This window comes from Labrenzia sp. 5N (assembly GCF_012395805.1).
GTDB lineage: Bacteria > Pseudomonadota > Alphaproteobacteria > Rhizobiales > Stappiaceae > Roseibium > Roseibium algicola.
The window spans coordinates 194,148-211,733 of record NZ_JAAZTM010000002.1 but is presented as its reverse complement, the minus strand read 5'-3'; the positions used below and the strand labels follow the sequence as shown (position 1 = coordinate 211,733).

General features: G+C 60.1%; 14 protein-coding genes. 5 read left to right on the top strand and 9 right to left on the bottom strand.

The features are described 5' to 3' along the window. Positions 1 to 8: 8 nt before the first annotated feature. From HEP89_RS01760 to HEP89_RS01740, 5 genes are all read right to left on the bottom strand, one after another. Entirely contained in the window at positions 9 to 392 is a 384-nt protein-coding gene (locus HEP89_RS01760) for a cupin domain-containing protein (protein WP_168691201.1), read from the bottom strand. A gap of 2 nt (positions 393 to 394) precedes the next feature. Then, positions 395 to 1,603 carry an acetyl-CoA C-acetyltransferase gene (locus HEP89_RS01755; protein WP_023001780.1) on the bottom strand — a complete coding sequence of 403 codons (1,209 nt, stop codon included), beginning with the start codon at positions 1,601 to 1,603 and terminating at the stop codon, positions 395 to 397. A gap of 27 nt (positions 1,604 to 1,630) precedes the next feature. After that, positions 1,631 to 2,269: a glutathione S-transferase gene (locus HEP89_RS01750; RefSeq protein ID WP_023001779.1), complete on the bottom strand. Its 639-nt coding sequence runs from the start codon at positions 2,267 to 2,269 to the stop codon at positions 1,631 to 1,633. A 104-nt stretch (positions 2,270 to 2,373) separates the two neighbouring features. Continuing rightward, positions 2,374 to 4,170 (bottom strand): acyl-CoA dehydrogenase C-terminal domain-containing protein, encoded by a 1,797-nt coding sequence (locus HEP89_RS01745; protein ID WP_055658134.1) that lies wholly within the window; start codon positions 4,168 to 4,170, stop codon positions 2,374 to 2,376. 331 nt (positions 4,171 to 4,501) lie between these two features. Further along, positions 4,502 to 4,963: a MerR family DNA-binding transcriptional regulator gene (locus HEP89_RS01740; protein ID WP_023001777.1), complete on the bottom strand. Its 462-nt coding sequence runs from the start codon at positions 4,961 to 4,963 to the stop codon at positions 4,502 to 4,504. 422 nt (positions 4,964 to 5,385) lie between these two features. On the opposite strand from HEP89_RS01740, the gene HEP89_RS01735 reads away from it, so the two are divergent. From HEP89_RS01735 to HEP89_RS01715, 5 genes are all read left to right on the top strand, one after another. After that, entirely contained in the window at positions 5,386 to 9,456 is a 4,071-nt protein-coding gene (locus HEP89_RS01735; protein ID WP_168691200.1) for a peptidoglycan-binding protein, read from the top strand. 72 nt (positions 9,457 to 9,528) lie between these two features. Continuing rightward, positions 9,529 to 9,798, top strand: coding sequence for a hypothetical protein (locus tag HEP89_RS01730; protein WP_168691199.1), 270 nt, complete (start codon positions 9,529 to 9,531; stop codon positions 9,796 to 9,798). A 78-nt stretch (positions 9,799 to 9,876) separates the two neighbouring features. Further along, entirely contained in the window at positions 9,877 to 10,806 is a 930-nt protein-coding gene (locus HEP89_RS01725) for a sulfite exporter TauE/SafE family protein (protein WP_031269647.1), read from the top strand. Further along, the gene (locus HEP89_RS01720) at positions 10,803 to 11,585 is read left to right on the top strand and encodes a TIGR02186 family protein (protein WP_023001774.1); all 783 of its coding nucleotides are present in this window, start codon (positions 10,803 to 10,805) and stop codon (positions 11,583 to 11,585) included. Before HEP89_RS01725 ends, HEP89_RS01720 begins: the two co-directional genes overlap by 4 nt. 189 nt (positions 11,586 to 11,774) lie before the next feature. Beyond that, positions 11,775 to 12,905 (top strand): AI-2E family transporter, encoded by a 1,131-nt coding sequence (locus HEP89_RS01715; RefSeq protein ID WP_062489968.1) that lies wholly within the window; start codon positions 11,775 to 11,777, stop codon positions 12,903 to 12,905. Here HEP89_RS01715 and HEP89_RS01710 read toward each other — a convergent pair. The 4 genes from HEP89_RS01710 to HEP89_RS01695 form a co-directional block, all read right to left on the bottom strand. Further along, entirely contained in the window at positions 12,902 to 13,189 is a 288-nt protein-coding gene (locus HEP89_RS01710; protein WP_062489967.1) for an antibiotic biosynthesis monooxygenase family protein, read from the bottom strand. The two genes, HEP89_RS01715 and HEP89_RS01710, sit on opposite strands and share 4 nt — an antisense overlap. A 111-nt stretch (positions 13,190 to 13,300) precedes the next feature. After that, positions 13,301 to 14,254: an AraC family transcriptional regulator gene (locus tag HEP89_RS01705; protein WP_077290608.1), complete on the bottom strand. Its 954-nt coding sequence runs from the start codon at positions 14,252 to 14,254 to the stop codon at positions 13,301 to 13,303. A 50-nt stretch (positions 14,255 to 14,304) separates the two neighbouring features. Then, positions 14,305 to 15,042, bottom strand: a complete 738-nt coding sequence (pdeM, locus tag HEP89_RS01700) for a ligase-associated DNA damage response endonuclease PdeM (RefSeq protein WP_023001770.1) — start codon at positions 15,040 to 15,042, stop codon at positions 14,305 to 14,307. Further along, positions 15,039 to 17,543, bottom strand: coding sequence for a ligase-associated DNA damage response DEXH box helicase (locus HEP89_RS01695; RefSeq protein WP_168691198.1), 2,505 nt, complete (start codon positions 17,541 to 17,543; stop codon positions 15,039 to 15,041). The genes pdeM and HEP89_RS01695 overlap by 4 nt, the downstream gene beginning before the upstream one ends. Positions 17,544 to 17,586 lie beyond the last annotated feature (43 nt).

Here is a 17,586-nt window from a genome sequence, read left to right as displayed (position 1 = left end):
TCCTCGGGTCAGGCGCCGGTCGACTGCAGATGGGCGCGCTGTTGCGCAGCCGTCTTCGTGCCGTCGACGACAACGTCGCCGGTGTGTTTGGTCTCTGCGGGTTCGAACAGCATCACCCAGCATTCGTCTTCTGCGAGCGGATTGTGCTCGACGCCCTTGGGCACGACGTGCACGTCGCCGGCGTTCAGGACGACATCGTCCCGGTCGCGGTAGCGGATGGTGAGGCTGCCCTTGATGATGAAGAAGAGCTCGTCCTCGTCCTGGTGGTCGTGCCAGACGAACTCGCCTTTCAGCTTCGCAAGCTTGACGCTCTGGTCGTTGACGTCGGCCACCACACGCGGCGACCAGTAGTCAGTGATCTGGGCGAATTCCCTGTCGATGTTGCTGATCATGATCAGACCCGCTCGATGATGGTCGCTGTTCCCATGCCCGCGCCGATACACAGCGTGACGAGGGCGGTGTTGAGATCGCGGCGTTCCAGTTCGTCGAGCACGGTGCCAAGGATCATGGCGCCGGTGGCGCCGAGAGGATGGCCCATGGCAATCGCACCGCCGTTGACGTTGACCGTTGCCGGATCAAGATCGAAGGCTTGCTGGTAACGCAGGACGACGGAGGCAAAGGCTTCGTTGATCTCGATGAGATCAATGTCCTTGATGTCCATCTTGGCGTTTTTCAGAAGCTTTTCGGTAACATCCACCGGACCGGTCAACATCAGGGCCGGTTCGGAACCGATATTGGCGAAAGCCTTGATGCGGGCACGCGGCTTCAGGCCGGAGGAACGGCCTGCGGTGCTGGAACCGATCAGAACGGCGGCAGCTCCATCGACAATGCCGGAGGAGTTGCCGGCGTGGTGCACATGGGTGATTTTTTCGATTTCCGGATGGGCCTGGATGCCGACCGCATCGAAACCGCCCATGTTGCCCATCATTTCGAAGGAGGGGTTGAGCGAGGCGAGCGACTGCATGTCGGTTTCCGGCCGCATGTGCTCGTCCCGGTCAAGAATGGTGATGCCGTTGACGTCCTTCACCGGCACGACGGATCCGGAGAACCGGCCATCTTCCCAGGACTTGCCGGCGCGCTTCTGGCTTTCCACCGCATAGGCATCGCAGTCATCGCGCGAAAAACCGTATTTGGTGGCAATCAGATCAGCCGAGACGCCCTGGGGCATGAAATAGGAGGGGATGGCCACCTGCGGCTCGATCGGCCAGGCACCGCCGGAAGCGCCAAGGCCGACACGGCTCATGCTTTCCACGCCGCCGGCGATTACCAGCTTGTGCTGGCCTGCCATGACCTGGGCCGAAGCCATGTTGACCGCGTCGAGACCGGAGGCGCAGAAGCGGTTGATCTGCATGCCCGGAACCGACTTGTCGTAACCGGCCGCAAACACCGCCGCACGGGCAATGTCGCCTCCGGCTTCCCCGACCGGGTCGACACAGCCCAGGACGACGTCGTCCACCCGGGTCGTGTCGAGACCGTTCCGGTCGCGGATCGCTTCCAGCGCGGTGGCCGCAAGCCGGACGGCGGGCACTTCGTGCAGCGAACCGTCCTTCTTGCCGCGTCCGCGCGGAGTGCGCACGTGGTCGTAGATATAGGCTTCGGGCATCAGATCCTCCTCTAGATCGGATTGGCCTCAGGTCTTATCCGGCAAGGGATGGCCGGGCATGAGGTCGTAAGGATGTTTCCAGCCGGGCAGAGCCTTGATCCGCCCCAGCCACTTGGTGACATTCGGATAAGCCTCGAGATCGATCCCGAGCTCACCTTCGTAAAAGAGGTAGCTGCACAGCGAGAAGTCCGCGCTTGTCGGCTTCTTGCCGATGGCGAAGTCATTCTTCGCGAAATGCTTGTCCAGGATGGCAAGGGCGGATTTCGACCGCCCGTCGAGCCATTTGACCACGTCCGTCTCGCCGGTCTTCATCAGCGTGCGCAGGAAGCGCAACGGACCGAGCAAGCCAGAAACCTTCTGGTTGTCGAAAATCGTCCAGCGCAGGATTTCCCGCCGCTCTTCATCGTTTTCCCAGCCAAAGGCGCCGAACTTCTCGGACAGGTCGTCCATGATGACGGCGGACTGGGTCAGGATGTCATCACCATGCACAAGCACCGGCACTTCACCCATCTCGTTCAGCGTGTCCCGGAATTCTTCGGTTCGGGTGGCCCCGTTGAAGAAGTCGACCCACTCCGGCTTCCAGTCGGCGCCGCACAGCTCCAGCATCAGGGCCACCTTGTAGGAGTGTCCCGACTGGGCCATGCAGTGAAGAACGTATTCAGCCATAACTTGAAATTCCCCTCGCAAATCAAATTGGAACGCGACTATAGCCGCCGGTTTCGATTTGCGGGCTCAAATTTCCGCCATCAGCGAGCTGGCTCCCGGACGCTTTAAAAAGCGTCCGCGGCAACCGACATCATGGTTTCGGACCCGGACGAGATTCGGGCAAGATGCGCGCCCGTTTCCGGCAAGGTGCGTTCCATGAAGAAACGCCCGAAGGTCAGCTTGGTTTCCAGCCATTCGGCCTTTTCGCCTGCGCCTTCCGCGACCTTTTCCTGAATGGCCTTTGCGATCTTCGCCCACATGTACCCAAGGGCAACAAGCCCGAAGAGGTGCATGTAGTCGACGGAGCCGGCGCCGGCGTTGTCCGGGTTCTTCATGGCGTTGTTCATGAACCACATGGTCGCGGCCTGAAGATCGTCCATGCCCTTCTTCAATGGCCCGGTGAAGGCGGCAAGGGCTTCGTTGTCCTTGTTCTCCTTCAGGAAGGTATTGACCTCGTTGAAGAAGCTCATGACAGCCCGACCGCCGTTCGCGGGCAGCTTGCGGCCGACGAGGTCCAGTGCCTGGATGCCGTTGGCACCTTCGTAGATCATGGCAATACGGGCATCGCGAACGAACTGCTCCATGCCCCACTCGCTGATGTAGCCATGGCCACCGTAAAGCTGCTGGGCATTGACCGCATTGGCAAATCCGGTGTCGGTCAGAACGCCTTTGAGCACAGGTGTCATCAGCCCCATCATGTCGTCGGAGAACTGCTTGGACTTTTCGTCGTCCGACCTGTGCGAGACATCGCCATGAAGCGCGGTCCAGATGACGAGAGCACGGGCGGCCTCGTTGAACGAGCGGATTTGCATCAGGGTACGGCGTACGTCCGGATGCACGATGATCGGGTCGGCGGGCTTGTCCGGGTTTTTCGGTCCGGTGAGGGCGCGGCCCTGGATGCGATCCTTGGCGTAGATGACGGCATTCTGATAGGCGACCTCCGACTGGGAGAGCCCCTGAACCGCAACGCCGAGGCGGGCCTCGTTCATCATGGTGAACATGGCGCGTAAGCCCTTGTTCTCTTCGCCAACCAGCCAGCCGGTGGCATCGTCGTAGTTCATCACGCAGGTGGCGTTGCCGTGAATGCCCATCTTGTGCTCGATCGAGCCGCAGGAAACGCCATTGTTGTCTCCCACCGAGCCATCGTCGCCGATCGCGTTACGGGGCACGACAAACAGCGAAATGCCCTTGGTGCCTTCCGGGGCGCCCTCGATGCGGGCCAGCACCAGGTGGATGATGTTTTCCGCCATGTCGTGCTGACCGGCTGAGATAAAGATCTTGGTACCGGTAATCTTGTAGGAGCCGTCGGCTTGCGGCACCGCCTTGGTGCGGATGAGGCCGAGATCCGTTCCGCAGTGCGGTTCGGTCAGGTTCATGGTGCCGGTCCAGGTTCCGGCAATCATGTTGGGAAGGTATGTCTGCTTCTGATCATCCGTGCCGTGGATCGTCAGGGCTGCAACGGCCCCTGCGGTCAGGCCCGGGTACATGGAAAAGGCCATGTTTGCCGAAGAGGCAAATTCATTGAAGACGGTGGTCAGAGTATGTGGCAGGCCCTGTCCGCCGTAATTCGCGTCCGCCGACAAGGTACCCCAGCCGTTTTCGCAAAACGCCTTGTAGGCTTTCAGAAAGCCTTTTGGTGTCGTGACCGTGCCGTCGTCGTTGCGCGTGCAGCCTTCGCTGTCGCCGGTCTGGTTCAACGGCTGGAGAACTTCTTCCGCGAACTTGCCACCTTCGCGCAAGATCGCTTCCACAAGGTCGAGAGGTGCATCGGAAAAACCTGGCAGGTTGGAATATCGGTCATAGCCGAACACGTCCTTCAACAGGAAAAGCGTGTCATCGACGGGAGCGGTATAGCTCGGCATGGAAATCCTCCCAGATCTGCCGTTTATGTCTCGACCTTACGTTTCCGTAAACGTCACCTTGTGGCCTATATACGCGTGTTGTTATTGCCCGGCAAGTGGTGTCCCAACGGAAGGGTTGTCAAAAAAATACGCCTAAAACATGCTGATGGGAATGATTTCCGAAGGTTCCGTACGCGAAATCGTGTTGCGACTTGTCGTTTTTGGGGAATTTCACAGTTTTGGAAAAAGGGCGTCAATTCTCGCAAAAATTGCAAGTTGGTGGACGCACAAACAAAAACCGCCGGCGTTGCCGCCAGCGGTTTCAAAACTCTGAGGTCGAAAGGAAAGGGACTTATGCCTCTTCCGCTTCCTTGTGCTTCAGCATGCCGGAAACGATCTCGACAGTGCGTGACAATTCCTCGATGGCCTGTTCGATGTCCTTGCGCTGATCTTCCAGAACGGCGATCTGCTCGTTGAACTTGGACAGCGCGACGCGGAGCTGCGTCACCTGACCGTCGCGCAGGTCGTAAAGGTCGAGCATGTCGCGGATCTCGGACAGGGAGAAGCCAACGCGTTTGCCCATCAGTACCAGTTTCAGGCGGGCACGGTCGCGGCGGTTATAGACGCGGTTCAGGCCGTCGCGCTTGGGGTTGAGCAACCCCTTGTCTTCGTAAAAGCGCAGCGTGCGCAGGGTGCAGTCGAATTCTTTCGCCAGGTCGCCGATTGTGAACTGGGTTTTCTTTGTGCTGTCGTCGTTTGCGGACACAACGTCCACAAGATCGTCTTCATTGAGGATCGAAAGCGCTTCGCTCATAGCAGTTTGTTCTCGTTTTTCAGCCGTTGTCCGGCTCATCGTTGATGTTTTGCAGTTTTCGAAACCCGCTCCGAAGACATGATCTCCAGTGCGTTCTCAGGCGATGCGGTTGTGTGCACAGTGGCTCAGCCGGTTTCTTGCGCACTGTTTAGCTTACGTTTGCGTTAAGGTCCAGTCACGTAAGGTCGCAGGGGAAAAATTCGTTAACGCAGCGTTTGCCGATTCGCGTCACCCTGATCGCGTGAACATCGGATTTTCATTCGAAAACAGTCTGTTTTCGCATTTAGCAAGGCCAATTAACGGCCTGTTTACCCTAAAACGACAAAGTCTTTCAAAACGCTGTGCCTGTCCCGTCCTCGACGGAATCATGGCGCAGCCTGTTTCATCAGCGGTCTGAATGACCGTCAGCCCAGGGTCAAGAGATGCCGGCTTGGAAGAAAAACGAGGCAGGACGCCGCGGCCGTGATGCGTATGAAGGCGACGACTTTTACGATGCACCACGCCGCGAGCCGGCGCGAAACCGCATAGAACGGTTGACGCGCACTGCAACGGCGCTTGGCAAAAATGACCGTTATCCCTCCGAGGAACGTGACGAGGATCTCGACGCCGTGGCCGACGAGCTGGACCGGCTACTGGCCGACCAGGCGGAACCACGCCGGCCCGAAGTGCGTCGGCCGGAGCCTCACCAGTCTGCGCCGCGCCGCAGGGTGCCTCGCCGCGAGCCGGGCATTGATGAAGTCATGGGTGCGCTCGACCGATTGGACGAACAGGTGCAGGGGCTTGCGAGACCGGACCCGCGGGAAGACTATCGTCAGGAGCATCGCGCGGACTACCGGGATGAGCCGCTTCGGCCGGCGCCGAAGCCACGTCCTCGCCCGGGAAGCTATGCCATCGACAATCTGCCGGCTGACGAACCCTATTATGACGAGGACGATGCCTACGAAGCGCACTATGCACCGCAGCCCTCTCGCCAGCGCGACCGGGACGTACGCTCCAGAAGCGAAGCGTCCATGCATATCTACAAGGATCTTGGCCGCCGCATCGACGCATTGAGAGCGCCGCAGGAACAGGCCTTCAATCAGGTTCGCGATGAGCTTGGTTCGCTGCGCGAGGCACTTGGCGGCCTGTCGCGCGGCACCAACGAAACCGTGAGCCGGCAGAATGCGGAACTGCGTCGCCTGTCCGACATGGTCGAGCGTCTGCGTGCCGACAAGAAGAACGACCAGCTTGCCCGAGAGATCCGCAAGGAAGTCGCTGACCTGAAGGACATGGTCGGCCGCACGAACGTGGAAGGGGCACTCCAGACCCTGGAGCACGGATATGCCCATATCCTGCAGCGCCTTGATGAATTGTCCCGTGCGTCTGTGGATCCCCGCGTCCTGCGCGGTGTGACCGCGCGCCTCAACGAAATCGAGGACGCCTTCGCCGCCCTGCCGCGGTCCGAGCACATGATGGTGCTGGAAGACCGGGTCGTCAGCATTGCCGAACGTATGGAAGAGCTCCTGCAGCGCAAGGGCCATGCCGATATCGAACCGCTTCGCGCGGAACTGCGTGAAGTGCGCGGCTTTGTCGAACAGATCGATATCAAGGGTCTTGTCGAGGGTATCGATGACCGGATGAAATTCGTGTCCGGCCGCCTCGACGATCTGGAAGTCCTGGCACGGGAACAGCGCGGCCTGGACAGCCGTCTGTCCGCCATGGAACAACGCATGCCCGAGCCGGAAACGATCTCCAGGCTGCAGGGCCGCCTGGAAGACATCGTCGGCATGATGGCCGACGACCGTGCAGCTCCGGTGGACACTCAGCATCTGGGTCAGGTTGACCGGCGCCTCGACGAAATCGTTGACCGTCTCGAGAGGATGGAGCAAGCAGGTCCGCTTCCGTCGACCGACACGGGCGCCTTTGCAGCGCTGGAACAGCGTCTGGAAACGATCTCCGGCAAGATCGACGCGATCGAAAAGAAATCTGCGCGCCCGGTGCCGGTTCTGGATGCAGCCGCGATGCGGTCCGGCGGCAATGCGCCGGACACCAAGTTCATGGCCCAGCTTCAGGAGCGGTTGAACGATCTGACTGCTCGTCTGGATCAGCCGAAAGACACGGTCACGACATCGGACCTCGACAAGCTGCGCGCGGAGATCGGATCCATGCGTGCCAGCGTGTCGGCACCGGCATCGACAGAAGCGCTCGAACAGCGGATTGCCGATCTGGCACAGATCGTGTCGAAGGGTGCCGAAGTTACCGACGACAGCCGCTTCGAACAGCTTGGAGCCAAGGTTGCCGCGCTCGCGGAACAGATCGAAAGCACGTCCACTCAGGCGTTCAGCATGGAGCAGTTCTCGCCGTTCCTGGAGCGGATCGAGAAGGGCCTGGAAAAAACCCGCTCAGACGTTGTGGGCATCGCCCGCGAAGCGGCAAGGGAAGCGATCGAAAGCGCACCGGCACCGAGAAACGGCCAGTACGATCAGGCCATCACGGAGCTTCAGTCCGATCTGAAGCGGTTGCTTGACGCTGCTGAAGGTACTGACGAACGGACGCGGAACACTTTTGACGGGGTCAAGTCCGTGCTGGGCTCGCTGACCGAGCGCCTGGACAACCTGGAACGTGCCGACCACTTCGGTGAAACGCCGGCCTCCAGCTTCTCCCCGATCAAGGTTGATGAACCGGCCCCGTTGTTCTCCAAGGCCCCACAGGCCAGGAAGACGGAAGGCGAGCAGCAGCCCGCTGATGCATCGCAGGCACCGCGAGCCGATGACCGGACCCGTGATCGCAAGGCAGACTTCATCGCAGCTGCCCGCCGCGCAGCACAGGCAGCTTCGGCGGAAGCTGCCCAGCTGGAAAAGCGGCAGAAGGTAACGGAAGAACCTGAAGCTGCCGACGAGGAACGCGGCAAGGCCCGTGTCGGCTGGCTGCGCAACGTTCTCAAGCGCGACAAGTCCGCTGCGAAGGAAGACAAGGCCGAACCGGTCGGAGATCTGGAGCTGAATGCCGAGGACGTTGCCGATCAGGCGTTTGAAACCCAGGATTCTGCCGTTCTGCCGGGTGATCGCCCGGCGCCGGAAGCTCCGCAGGCCTCCAGCGGCCGGCGTCGGGCCATTCTCTATACAGCTGCCGCCGTTGTCCTGTTGATCGGAACACTGCAGGTGTTCCGCCTGGCAACCGGTAGCCCGGAAGAGGCCGATCAGCTTGCCGCGAACACGCCGGAAACCGTTGAAGCGGTTCCTGCGCCGGAAATGGCAGACGCTGCTCCGGTACAAGCCGACGTTCAGCCGGACGTTGAGGTTACTAGCGAGGTTGCTCTGGCAGAAAGCCGCGGCGTCGGATCTGCGGCCGAAGGCGCAGAATCCGTGCCTGTCAGCGCGATGCCGGACGAGACAGCCGACACGATGTCAGAACAGGCCCCGGCTGTTGCATCAGCGCAGTCCGCGCCGCCGCAAACGACACCGGTCACCGAAAGCAACAATGTTGAGGCTGCTTCCGCGTCCGGTCCGCTTGCCCCTGAAACCGAACTGGCGTTCGCGCCGCCCGCAGGCGTTGCAAGCAGCTTCGGCGAAGCAGGTGAAAGCACTGTGTCCGGGTTCCAACCGGCAAGCGAAGCCGGCGCTCCGGCAAGCCTCCTTGCAAACCTGCCGCCGGAAGGCGTTGGCCCGATGGCGCTGCGTAGCGCTGCTGCCAGTGGCAATGCGGCCGCAGAATTCCTGGTGGGTGTGAAATTCACCGAAGGCAGCGGTGTATCGGCGGATCTGTCCAAGGCAGCAGTCTGGTATCAGAAAGCGGCCGACAAGGGTCTCGCACCTGCCCAGTACAGGCTCGCAAGCCTCTACGAAAAAGGCCGTGGTGTCGACAAGGACCTGCCGAAGGCAAAGGCCTGGTATTCCAAGGCGGCCGAGGCCGGTAATGCGAAGGCCATGCATAACCTCGCGGTTCTTTATGCCGAGGGAGGTGGTGAACAGCCTGACTATGCAGCTGCTGCCAAGTGGTTCGAAGAAGCCGCCAATTTCGGCGTCAAGGACAGCCTGTTCAACCTGGGCATCCTCTATGCCGGAGGCATCGGCGTCGATAAGGACCTGGTCGCCAGCTACAAATGGTTCGCGATTGCGGCTGATCAGGGCGACCCGGAAGCAGCCAAGCGCCGCGACGATGTCGCCAACATGATGGACCAGGAAACCCTGGCCAATGCTCGGCTCGCGGTCGAAAACTTCAAGCTGAAGACGCCGAACGCAGCGGCCAACAAGGTGACGATGGAGCCGGGTTGGGTGGACAGCGCTACATTGCCGGCGGAAAAGGTGTCGATCCAGGCGCCCGACAACACGGCCATGGTCAAGGAAGCCCAGGACAAGCTCAACTACCTTGGTTTTGACACCGGTACCCCGGACGGCCAGATGGGTCCGCGCACCCGCAGCGCGATCCGCGCCTTCCAGCGGAGCATCGGAATGCCGGAAACCGGAGAAGTCGACAACCGTCTGCTGGACGAGTTGAAGAGCCAGGCGATCTAGACCATCCCTTGGTGTATCCGGGGTGGGCGCGACAAACGGCGACCTGATGAAACGAACACCCAGCCAGGCCAGATGCCCGGCTGGGTGTTTTCACTTTGCGGCCCGCATTGTTTTTTCACGGTGACACGAAATGGAATTTTCTTCGGTAACGGCGCTACAGGCAATTTGCCGATGGAAAAGGCAGAGCCCGAATGCGGTCAGATATTCGAACGTGAAGCCCTATGGGCGTGGTTTCAAAAACAGACCGGAACGCGGGATATTTGCGCAACGCAATGGTCGAATTCCGCCTGGCACTTGTCTAAAATCGGCGAACCGAACCAAACCGACCTGCTGGCCGGTTGACATGCCGGACTGTACAGGTCTTTAACCATTTCATCGTAATCTTTACGCAGTCATTTCTGCAGTTTTCCGGTTGATCCCGTGCAATTATACCTGCCCATAGCCGAGATTCCGGTGAATATCTTCGTGATATTCGGCATGGGCGGCGCCGTGGGTTTTCTGTCGGGGCTGTTCGGTATTGGCGGTGGCTTCCTGCTGACACCGCTTTTGATCTTCTCCGGTATCCCGCCCGCGGTTTCCGTTGCCACTGTCACCACGCAGGTGGTTGCCTCTTCGTCATCGGCCGTCGTCACCTATTGGCGACGAAAGGCCATCGACCTGAAACTTGGCACAATCCTGCTCTGCGGCGGTGTCATAGGGTCGTTTATCGGCGTCATATTGTTTGAGGTTCTTCAGTCCATCGGTCAGCTGGATGTCGTGATTTCGCTGTCCTATGTGACGTTCCTGGGCGCCATTGGCGGCCTGATGCTGTTCGAATCCATCCGTGCCATCCGTCGGCGCAAGTCCGGCGTTGCGCCCAAAGCCCGCAAACCCGGTCAGCATAACTGGATCCACGGGTTGCCGCTGAAGGTCCGTTTCCGGCGCTCCAAGCTTTATGTGAGCATCATCCCGGTTGTCGGCCTTGGCGCGATCATCGGCTTTCTCGGCACGATCCTGGGGATCGGCGGCGGCTTCATGATGGTGCCTGCGCTGATTTACCTGCTGCGCGTGCCCACCAGCATCGTCATCGGCACATCCCTGTTCCAGATCCTTTTCACAATGGCAGCTGCAACCGTGTTCCATGCCATGGGCACGAAGACTGTCGACATCGTTCTGGCCATGACGCTGATGGTCGGCGGGGTGATCGGAGCCCAGTTCGGAGCTCGCATGGGCCAGAACCTGCGCGGCGATCAATTGCGTCTGCTGCTTGCGCTTCTGGTCCTGGCTGTCGGCTTGCGCTTTGCGGTCGACCTGCTGCTGACACCGGACGATTTCTATTCCATCGCGATCCGGAAGGGGGCAGGGGCATGAGCCGGCTGATCCTGCTTCTGTCGATTGTCGTTGGCCTGGTAACCGGCGCTGCTGCCCAGAGCCGGCCGAACCAGGAACTGGTGACGTCCCTGTCCTCGGATCTGATTTCGATCCAGTCCAATTTCACGGGCACGGAAATCGTCATCTTCGGGCAGGCAAGCAACATCGAGCGCCAACCCAACGATCCGAGCGGCTATGAACTGGCCATCGTCGTGGAAGGACCACCGCAGGACATCACCACGCGGCGCAAGGGCCGTTTTCTGGGCGTTTGGGTGAACCGGGAGGCCGAGCGGTTCCAGAACGTCCCTTCCTACTACGCGGTCGCCAGCACCATCAATATCGGCAACCTTGCGAACCGCACGGTTCTTGACGACCTTGGCATCGGCCTCAACCACATCAACCTGGCTGTCTCGGGCGTTTCCAATGTCGCTCTGTCAGACAGGGATGATTTTCGCCGCGCCTTCGTCCGGCTGCGGGAGCAGATGGGTCTTTACTCGGAACAGCAGACCTCGATCACCTTTCTGACCGACACAATGTTCCGAACAAATATCCCCCTGCCAGCCAACATCCCCGTGGGCGACTACAAGGTCAAAAGCTTCCTCTTCCTCCACGGCGAGGTGGTGGCCCAGACGGAGCAGACGCTGGCTGTTGCCAAAAGCGGTTTCGAACAGGTCACCTTTGAATTGGCGCAGTCCTATCCGTTCTTCTATGGCCTCCTCGCGGTGTCACTGGCCATTTTCACAGGCTGGCTCGCCGGTGTGATCTTCCGCAAGGACTAGGCAGACCCGATCTCGGCCCGCCCGATTTCGTCTTCTCGAGCCGATTGTGTCCTACCGGGCTTACCCATCTGACTGAACGCCGAATGTTATCGTCGGAAACCGCATGTTCGCGCACTTTCCGCTGGCGCTTGCCGCCGCCGCGGCTATTCTCGAGTCCAAAGATTTTTCAGGCTGTTGGGGCAGGCGGACATGACAGAAGAACCCTCATCCACACCACGGGTGGAAACAGTTGTGAAACCTGACCCGACACTGGATGCAAAGGTCATCGATATCGCCATCCGCCTGGGCGTTCTGGGGCTCTTTGCCTATTTTTCACTTCAGCTCGTCGCGCCGTTCTTTCTGTTCCTGGTCTGGGCGGTTGTGCTGACGGTCGCACTCTATCCGGTGTTTGACTGGCTCGTCGCCAGGCTTGGTGGACGAAAGGTTCTTGCAGCAGTCCTGATCACGCTCTGCTGTCTTGCAATCGTGATCGGTCCCGTTGCCGTGTTGATCGTCAGTCTCGTGGACACGCTTCAGGGCTGGTACCACGGCATGGCGAACGGCGTCCTCAAGCTGCCGCCCCTGCCTGAGAAACTCGCCGGGTTGCCGGTCGTCGGTGCCAAGATTTCCGAGATCTGGCAACTCGCCGGTCAGGGGCTGGAACAACTCCTGGCCAAGGTCGGGCCGACGCTGGTTCCGGCCGGCAGCCGCATCCTCGGTGTTCTGGCTTCGCTCAGTGGCAGCGTGCTGTTCTTCATCGTCTCCATCGTACTCGCAGGCTGCCTGTTTGTGCCGGCCCCGTCTCTGGCAAAGGGCAGCAAGCTGTTTGCCGACCGCATCATCGCGCCGCGCGGATCGGAATTTGTCGATCTGGCCGGTGCCACCATCCGCAACGTCTCGCGCGGTGTCATTGGTGTTGCTGTCGTCCAGGGGCTGCTGACGGGGATCGTGCTGATATCGTTTTCCGTGCCGCTTGCCGGCGTCCTGACCTTCGTGGCGCTGATCCTGTGCATCATCCAGATTGGTCCGGCACTGGTGATTATTCCCACGATCATCTGGGCCTGGAGCTCCTGGGAACTGGTGCCGGCACTCCTGTTCACCGTGCTGATGGTTCCGGTGATGCTCATCGACAATGTCTTGCGGCCAATCCTGATGTCCCGTGGCCTCAACGTGCCGATGCTGGTGATCCTGATCGGCGTTCTCGGCGGCACCATTGCCTATGGCTTGATCGGTCTCTTCCTCGGGCCCGTCATCCTGGCGGTGTTTTACGAACTGATCATTGCTTGGGTGAAGGCAGGCGAGAAAAGGCCGCCTGAAGTGACGACCTTGCCCGATCGCTAGAGCGTCTGAAAATAGCCACTTACCGGATCTTCGGCGAGATGACCGGAAATCATGGCCCAGGTTCCATCAGCAATGAGTCCGTCGATATGTGCCTTGTGGATTGCTTCGTTTTCCCAGCTTTCGACAAGCGTGAAGCGGCATGCATCGTCCAGGTCCTTCAGAACCTCGACACCCTGACATCCGGACACGCCCGGAAGCTCGGCCGAAACCGAGTGCATGATGGTTTCAAACGCCTCTTGCCGGTCCTTGAGAGCCTTGAATTGAACGACAACTTTGATGGCCATGGGGGATCCTTTCCGCGTCGGCTGTATGTTGCCGGCATGGGATAAACAGCCAAGGTAGCTGGCGACAGATCCATTCCTGCTGAACGGCTGCCCGATCCTGCGGAACTTTCCTCAAGTACCGTTCTGGCGAGGCGGGTCCAGAGTTTCGGCATATTGGCGCGGAGCCAAACCGAAAGCCGATTTGAAATCACGCGTGAAGTGAGACGTGCTTGCATAGCCGGCAGCCTCGGCTGCACGAGCCACGCTGGCGTTTGACGTCAGTAGGTGTTGCCGGGCGCGGTCGAGACGTACCTGCTTGCGGTATTGAAGCGGGGACTGACCGAACAGAGCAGTGAAACCATGTGCGAAATGGGAGGGGCTCATGGCAACTTCGGCTGCGATTTCGGCAATCGTCAGCTCCGGTTGTGCCGCATGGGTCTCGATATAGCGCAAGGCCTTGACCAGCCTTTCATCCCTTGCACTAACCAGGGTCCTCAAGACGCCAAAGGCGTCGGACCGCAGGATCCGGTAACAGATTTCCTGCAGGCACAGCGGTGCCAGCACATGGCAGTCGGCCGGATCCCGAAAAGAGGTGACGAGGCGCAGCAGCGAACCGGCAAGTTCATCGTCCAGCGGTTCACAGGAGATAAGCGCGCCTTTGGCCGGGGAAGACGCATGGGCATCGGTTTCGGCAAGGCGAACCAGTGTTTGAGCAATCAGCTCAGGTGACAATTGCAGTTTGAGGGCCAGATAGGGCTTTGCCGGTGTGCCCTCGACAACTGCGCTGTAAGAAGCGTCACCATGAAACGCGATCACGTGGCCGGGGTCATTGACGATCTGCTTGTCACCCAGGCAAACGCGTTTCAGCCCGGATACGGCAACGGCGACCGAAAGTCCCTTGTTCCGGCCACGGTGATAGGGAAGGCATTCCGACAGTTTCAAAGCCCAGACGGAGCCGAGTGGGGACGGAGCGACCCCTTCCGTTTTCGCAAACTTCCGAACGGCATCACTCAGTGCAGCGATTGCTGGCGAAGCACTGTCGGTATGGACGGAGTGGCAAGCTTGTACGGGAGAATTCGTCAGCATAGCTCTGGCTTAGCCAACGGCAGCCATGAGCACAAGCGGCAGATGAAGTGTCAGTCCCCGACCAGACGGCTGGCAGTAAAGGGGAACAGGCGGTCATTACCGAGCATGAAAACGGAAAACTGCCGTCGCCGGAAGAGCATGCCATAGGCTTCATCGGTGACATTGAGGCCGCCGGTCAACGCGCCAAAGGCGGGCAGGACAAGACGGGTGCCGTCGGTAACGAAGCAGGCCCGCCGGATCGAGCGGCCGAAGCGGCGCACGCGGGCGGCCGGATGCAGATGTCCGCAGATTTCTCCTGCGGTCGACGTGGAACCGACCTTCTCGATTGGTTCGTGCCGGAAGGTCAGCGGGCCGATGGTGATTTCGTCAACCGTTACACCGCACAGGCGCACCGGTGCAATCGGATCGTGGTTTCCCGTGACCCAGATCCATTCACGGCCGAGCTGAAGGGTCGTCAGCATCGCGCGGTAGGGCGCTGGCAACCGGTCGGAGCCGTCGGGATCGTGGAAACTGTCGCCGAGGCAAATGACGCAAGCCGGATCGAAGGCATCGATTACGCCGGCAAGTTTCTCCAGCGTTGCTCCGGTGTCATAGGGCGGCAGCATCACGCCGCGCCGGGCGTAGCTGGACCCTTTTTCAAGATGGAGATCCGCGACGATCAGGGTGGACTCGTCCGGCCACCACAAGATCCCGCTGTCGTGCAGACCGACCAACTGGCCGTTGATCTGAATGTCATGACATACCGGCGCAGCAGCATATTTGCGCAAATGGGATGTCAGGGCACTCATTCCATAGCCTCCAGTACGAGTTCTTCGGCGGCCTCTGCCAACAGCGTGTCCATGGCCTCCCCGTAGACCGGTTCCTTCCCTATTTCCAGGAGAATTGGCACGGCAAGGGGAGAGACGTGCGGGAGTTCAGTATGCGTGATTCGTCCGCGGATCCGGGCAAGAAGTTCCCCCAAACGCGAGATATCCAAAAGTCCTTCGGCGGCGTCGTTCCAGGTTGCCTTGAGTAATATGTGGTCTGGTTCATGGGCTCGCAGCACGTCATAGATCAGGTCCGAGGATACGGTTACCTGCCGGCCTGACTTCTCCAGCCCCGGATGGCGGCGTTCGATCAGACCGGCAATGACGGCACAATTACGAAACGTACGTTTCATGAGGCTGGATTCGGCAAGCCAGGCATCCAGATCGTCGCCGAGGATGTCTTCCTCGAACAATCGGTCGAGAGGAATTCTGCCGGAAGAAAACAGCAGAGACAGGTCTCCGAGGCCCCATATGGCAAGCGCATAGTCGTTGGCGACGAAGCCGAGCGGGTTCGCACCCAGCCGCTCCAGACGCTTGGTCAGCAGCATGCCAAGTGTCTGGTGCGCCAGTCGTCCCTCGAACGGATAACAGACCATGTAGTGCTTGTTGGCGCGCGGAAACGTCTCCACCAGCAAGCCGTCCCTTGCAGGCAGGACGGATTTCTCCCTCTGGATGTTCAGCCAGTCGCGCACTTGTTCGGGCAGCGCCTTCCAGCTCTCGGGTGTCGCCAGCATCGTGCGGACGCCTTCAGCGAGATAGGTGGAGAGCGGAAATTTTCCGCCCATGTAGGACGGGATCATCGGATTGTCCGATGTGGTGCGCGAGACATAGGCCTCGTTTTCGCGGATGCCCTCGAAACGCACCACCTCGCCGCCGAAAAGAAACGTGTCGCCCGGCGCCATCTGCTCCAGAAAATACTCTTCCATCTCGCCCAGAACCCGGCCGCCCCGGCCAACGGGCGTCCTTCGTCCGGAAGCCTTGGAGCGCACCAGCCGCACCTTCAGCATCGGGGCTTCGACAATGGTGCCGACATTAAGCCGGTATTGCTGCGCGATCTTCGGGTGGGAAATCCGCCAAAGCCCGTCCTGGCCTTTCCGCAGCTTGGCATATTGATCGTAGCTTTTCAGTGCGTAGCCGCCGGTGGCGACGAAATCGAGCACCCGCTCGAACGTCTCCCAGTCGAGATGCCTGTAGGTTTCAGAGGAACGTATTTCATTAAAGACATCCAACGCATCCAACGGGTCTGCGCAGGCAAGGCCGAGCAGATGCTGGGCAAGCACATCGAGTGCGCCCTGGCGCAGCGGCGGCGTGTCCTGATCACCGCGCATCGACGCGGCAAGGGCGGCCTGACACTCGAGCACCTCGAACCGGTTGGAGGGGATGAGGATCGCCTTTGACGGTTCGTCCATGCGGTGGTTGGCGCGGCCGATCCGCTGGGCAAGGCGGCTGGCCCCTTTCGGCGCGCCGATGTTGACCACCAGATCGATATCGCCCCAGTCGATGCCCATATCCAGCGAAGAGGTGGCAACCACGGCCTTCAGCGCACCGGAGGCCATGGCCGTTTCGACTTTCCGCCGCTGGCCGACATCAAGCGAGCCATGATGCAGCGCGATCGGCAGCGTGTCTTCGTTTATGCGCCAGAGTTCCTGAAACACCATTTCGGCCTGGCTGCGCGTGTTGACGAACAGCAGCGATACGTTGTGTGCCTTGATCAGCTTGTAGATGTCGGCAATGGCATAACGCGACGAGTGGCCGGACCAGGGAACGCGTTCTTCGCTCTCCAGGATCGAGATGTCGGGCTTGGCGCCACCGGCAACCTCAACGACATGAGACAGCGCCCGGCCATTCGGGTCGGGCTGATCGACAAGATAGGCGCGCAGGTCATCCGGTTCGGCGACAGTTGCCGAAAGCCCGATGGTCCTGAGGTTCGGGACAAGACGCCTCAGCCGTGCCAGGCCAAGTGCCAAGAGGTCGCCACGCTTGGAGGTCACCAGCGCATGCAACTCGTCCAGAATGACGGTTCGAAGCGAGGCAAACATCCGTGCCGAGGCTGGATCCGACAGAAGCAGGGCAATCTGTTCCGGCGTGGTCAGCAGAATGTCCGGTGGATTGAGCTTTTGCCGCTGGCGCTTGTGAGAGGGCGTGTCACCGGTGCGGGTTTCCAGCCGGACGGCAAGATCCATTTCCGAAACCGGAGCCTCCAGGTTGCGGGCAATATCGACCGCAAGTGCCTTCAGCGGCGAGATGTAAAGTGTGTGGATGCCATTGCCCGCGGAACCGGGTTTGCGCTTTCCCCGCGCTTCCAGTTCCACCAGGCTGGGCAGAAAGCCTGCCAGGGTCTTCCCGGCGCCCGTTGGCGCAATCAGCAGGGTGGAATGGCCCTGTTGCAGATGATCGATCAGTTGCAGCTGATGGGGCCTTGGAGCCCATCCCCGCGAGGCAAACCAGCTTTGGAATCTGTTTGGTAGCAACTGCACGTCCATGGCTTTGGTTTTAGGCCAGGGATGGGTGAAAGGCGAGGGGGAA

What these genes read in the sequence shown, in the direction of transcription:
- HEP89_RS01760 (WP_168691201.1), bottom strand. Translation starts at nt 392, where the DNA reads ATGATCAGCAACATCGACAGGGAATTCGCCCAGATCACTGACTACTGG.
- HEP89_RS01755 (WP_023001780.1), bottom strand. Translation starts at nt 1,603, where the DNA reads ATGCCCGAAGCCTATATCTACGACCACGTGCGCACTCCGCGCGGACGC.
- HEP89_RS01750 (WP_023001779.1), bottom strand. Translation starts at nt 2,269, where the DNA reads ATGGCTGAATACGTTCTTCACTGCATGGCCCAGTCGGGACACTCCTAC.
- HEP89_RS01745 (WP_055658134.1), bottom strand. Translation starts at nt 4,170, where the DNA reads ATGCCGAGCTATACCGCTCCCGTCGATGACACGCTTTTCCTGTTGAAG.
- HEP89_RS01740 (WP_023001777.1), bottom strand. Translation starts at nt 4,963, where the DNA reads ATGAGCGAAGCGCTTTCGATCCTCAATGAAGACGATCTTGTGGACGTT.
- HEP89_RS01735 (WP_168691200.1), top strand. Translation starts at nt 5,386, where the DNA reads ATGCCGGCTTGGAAGAAAAACGAGGCAGGACGCCGCGGCCGTGATGCG.
- HEP89_RS01730 (WP_168691199.1), top strand. Translation starts at nt 9,529, where the DNA reads ATGCCCGGCTGGGTGTTTTCACTTTGCGGCCCGCATTGTTTTTTCACG.
- HEP89_RS01720 (WP_023001774.1), top strand. Translation starts at nt 10,803, where the DNA reads ATGAGCCGGCTGATCCTGCTTCTGTCGATTGTCGTTGGCCTGGTAACC.
- HEP89_RS01715 (WP_062489968.1), top strand. Translation starts at nt 11,775, where the DNA reads ATGACAGAAGAACCCTCATCCACACCACGGGTGGAAACAGTTGTGAAA.
- HEP89_RS01710 (WP_062489967.1), bottom strand. Translation starts at nt 13,189, where the DNA reads ATGGCCATCAAAGTTGTCGTTCAATTCAAGGCTCTCAAGGACCGGCAA.
- HEP89_RS01705 (WP_077290608.1), bottom strand. Translation starts at nt 14,254, where the DNA reads ATGCTGACGAATTCTCCCGTACAAGCTTGCCACTCCGTCCATACCGAC.
- pdeM (WP_023001770.1), bottom strand. Translation starts at nt 15,042, where the DNA reads ATGAGTGCCCTGACATCCCATTTGCGCAAATATGCTGCTGCGCCGGTA.
- HEP89_RS01695 (WP_168691198.1), bottom strand. Translation starts at nt 17,543, where the DNA reads ATGGACGTGCAGTTGCTACCAAACAGATTCCAAAGCTGGTTTGCCTCG.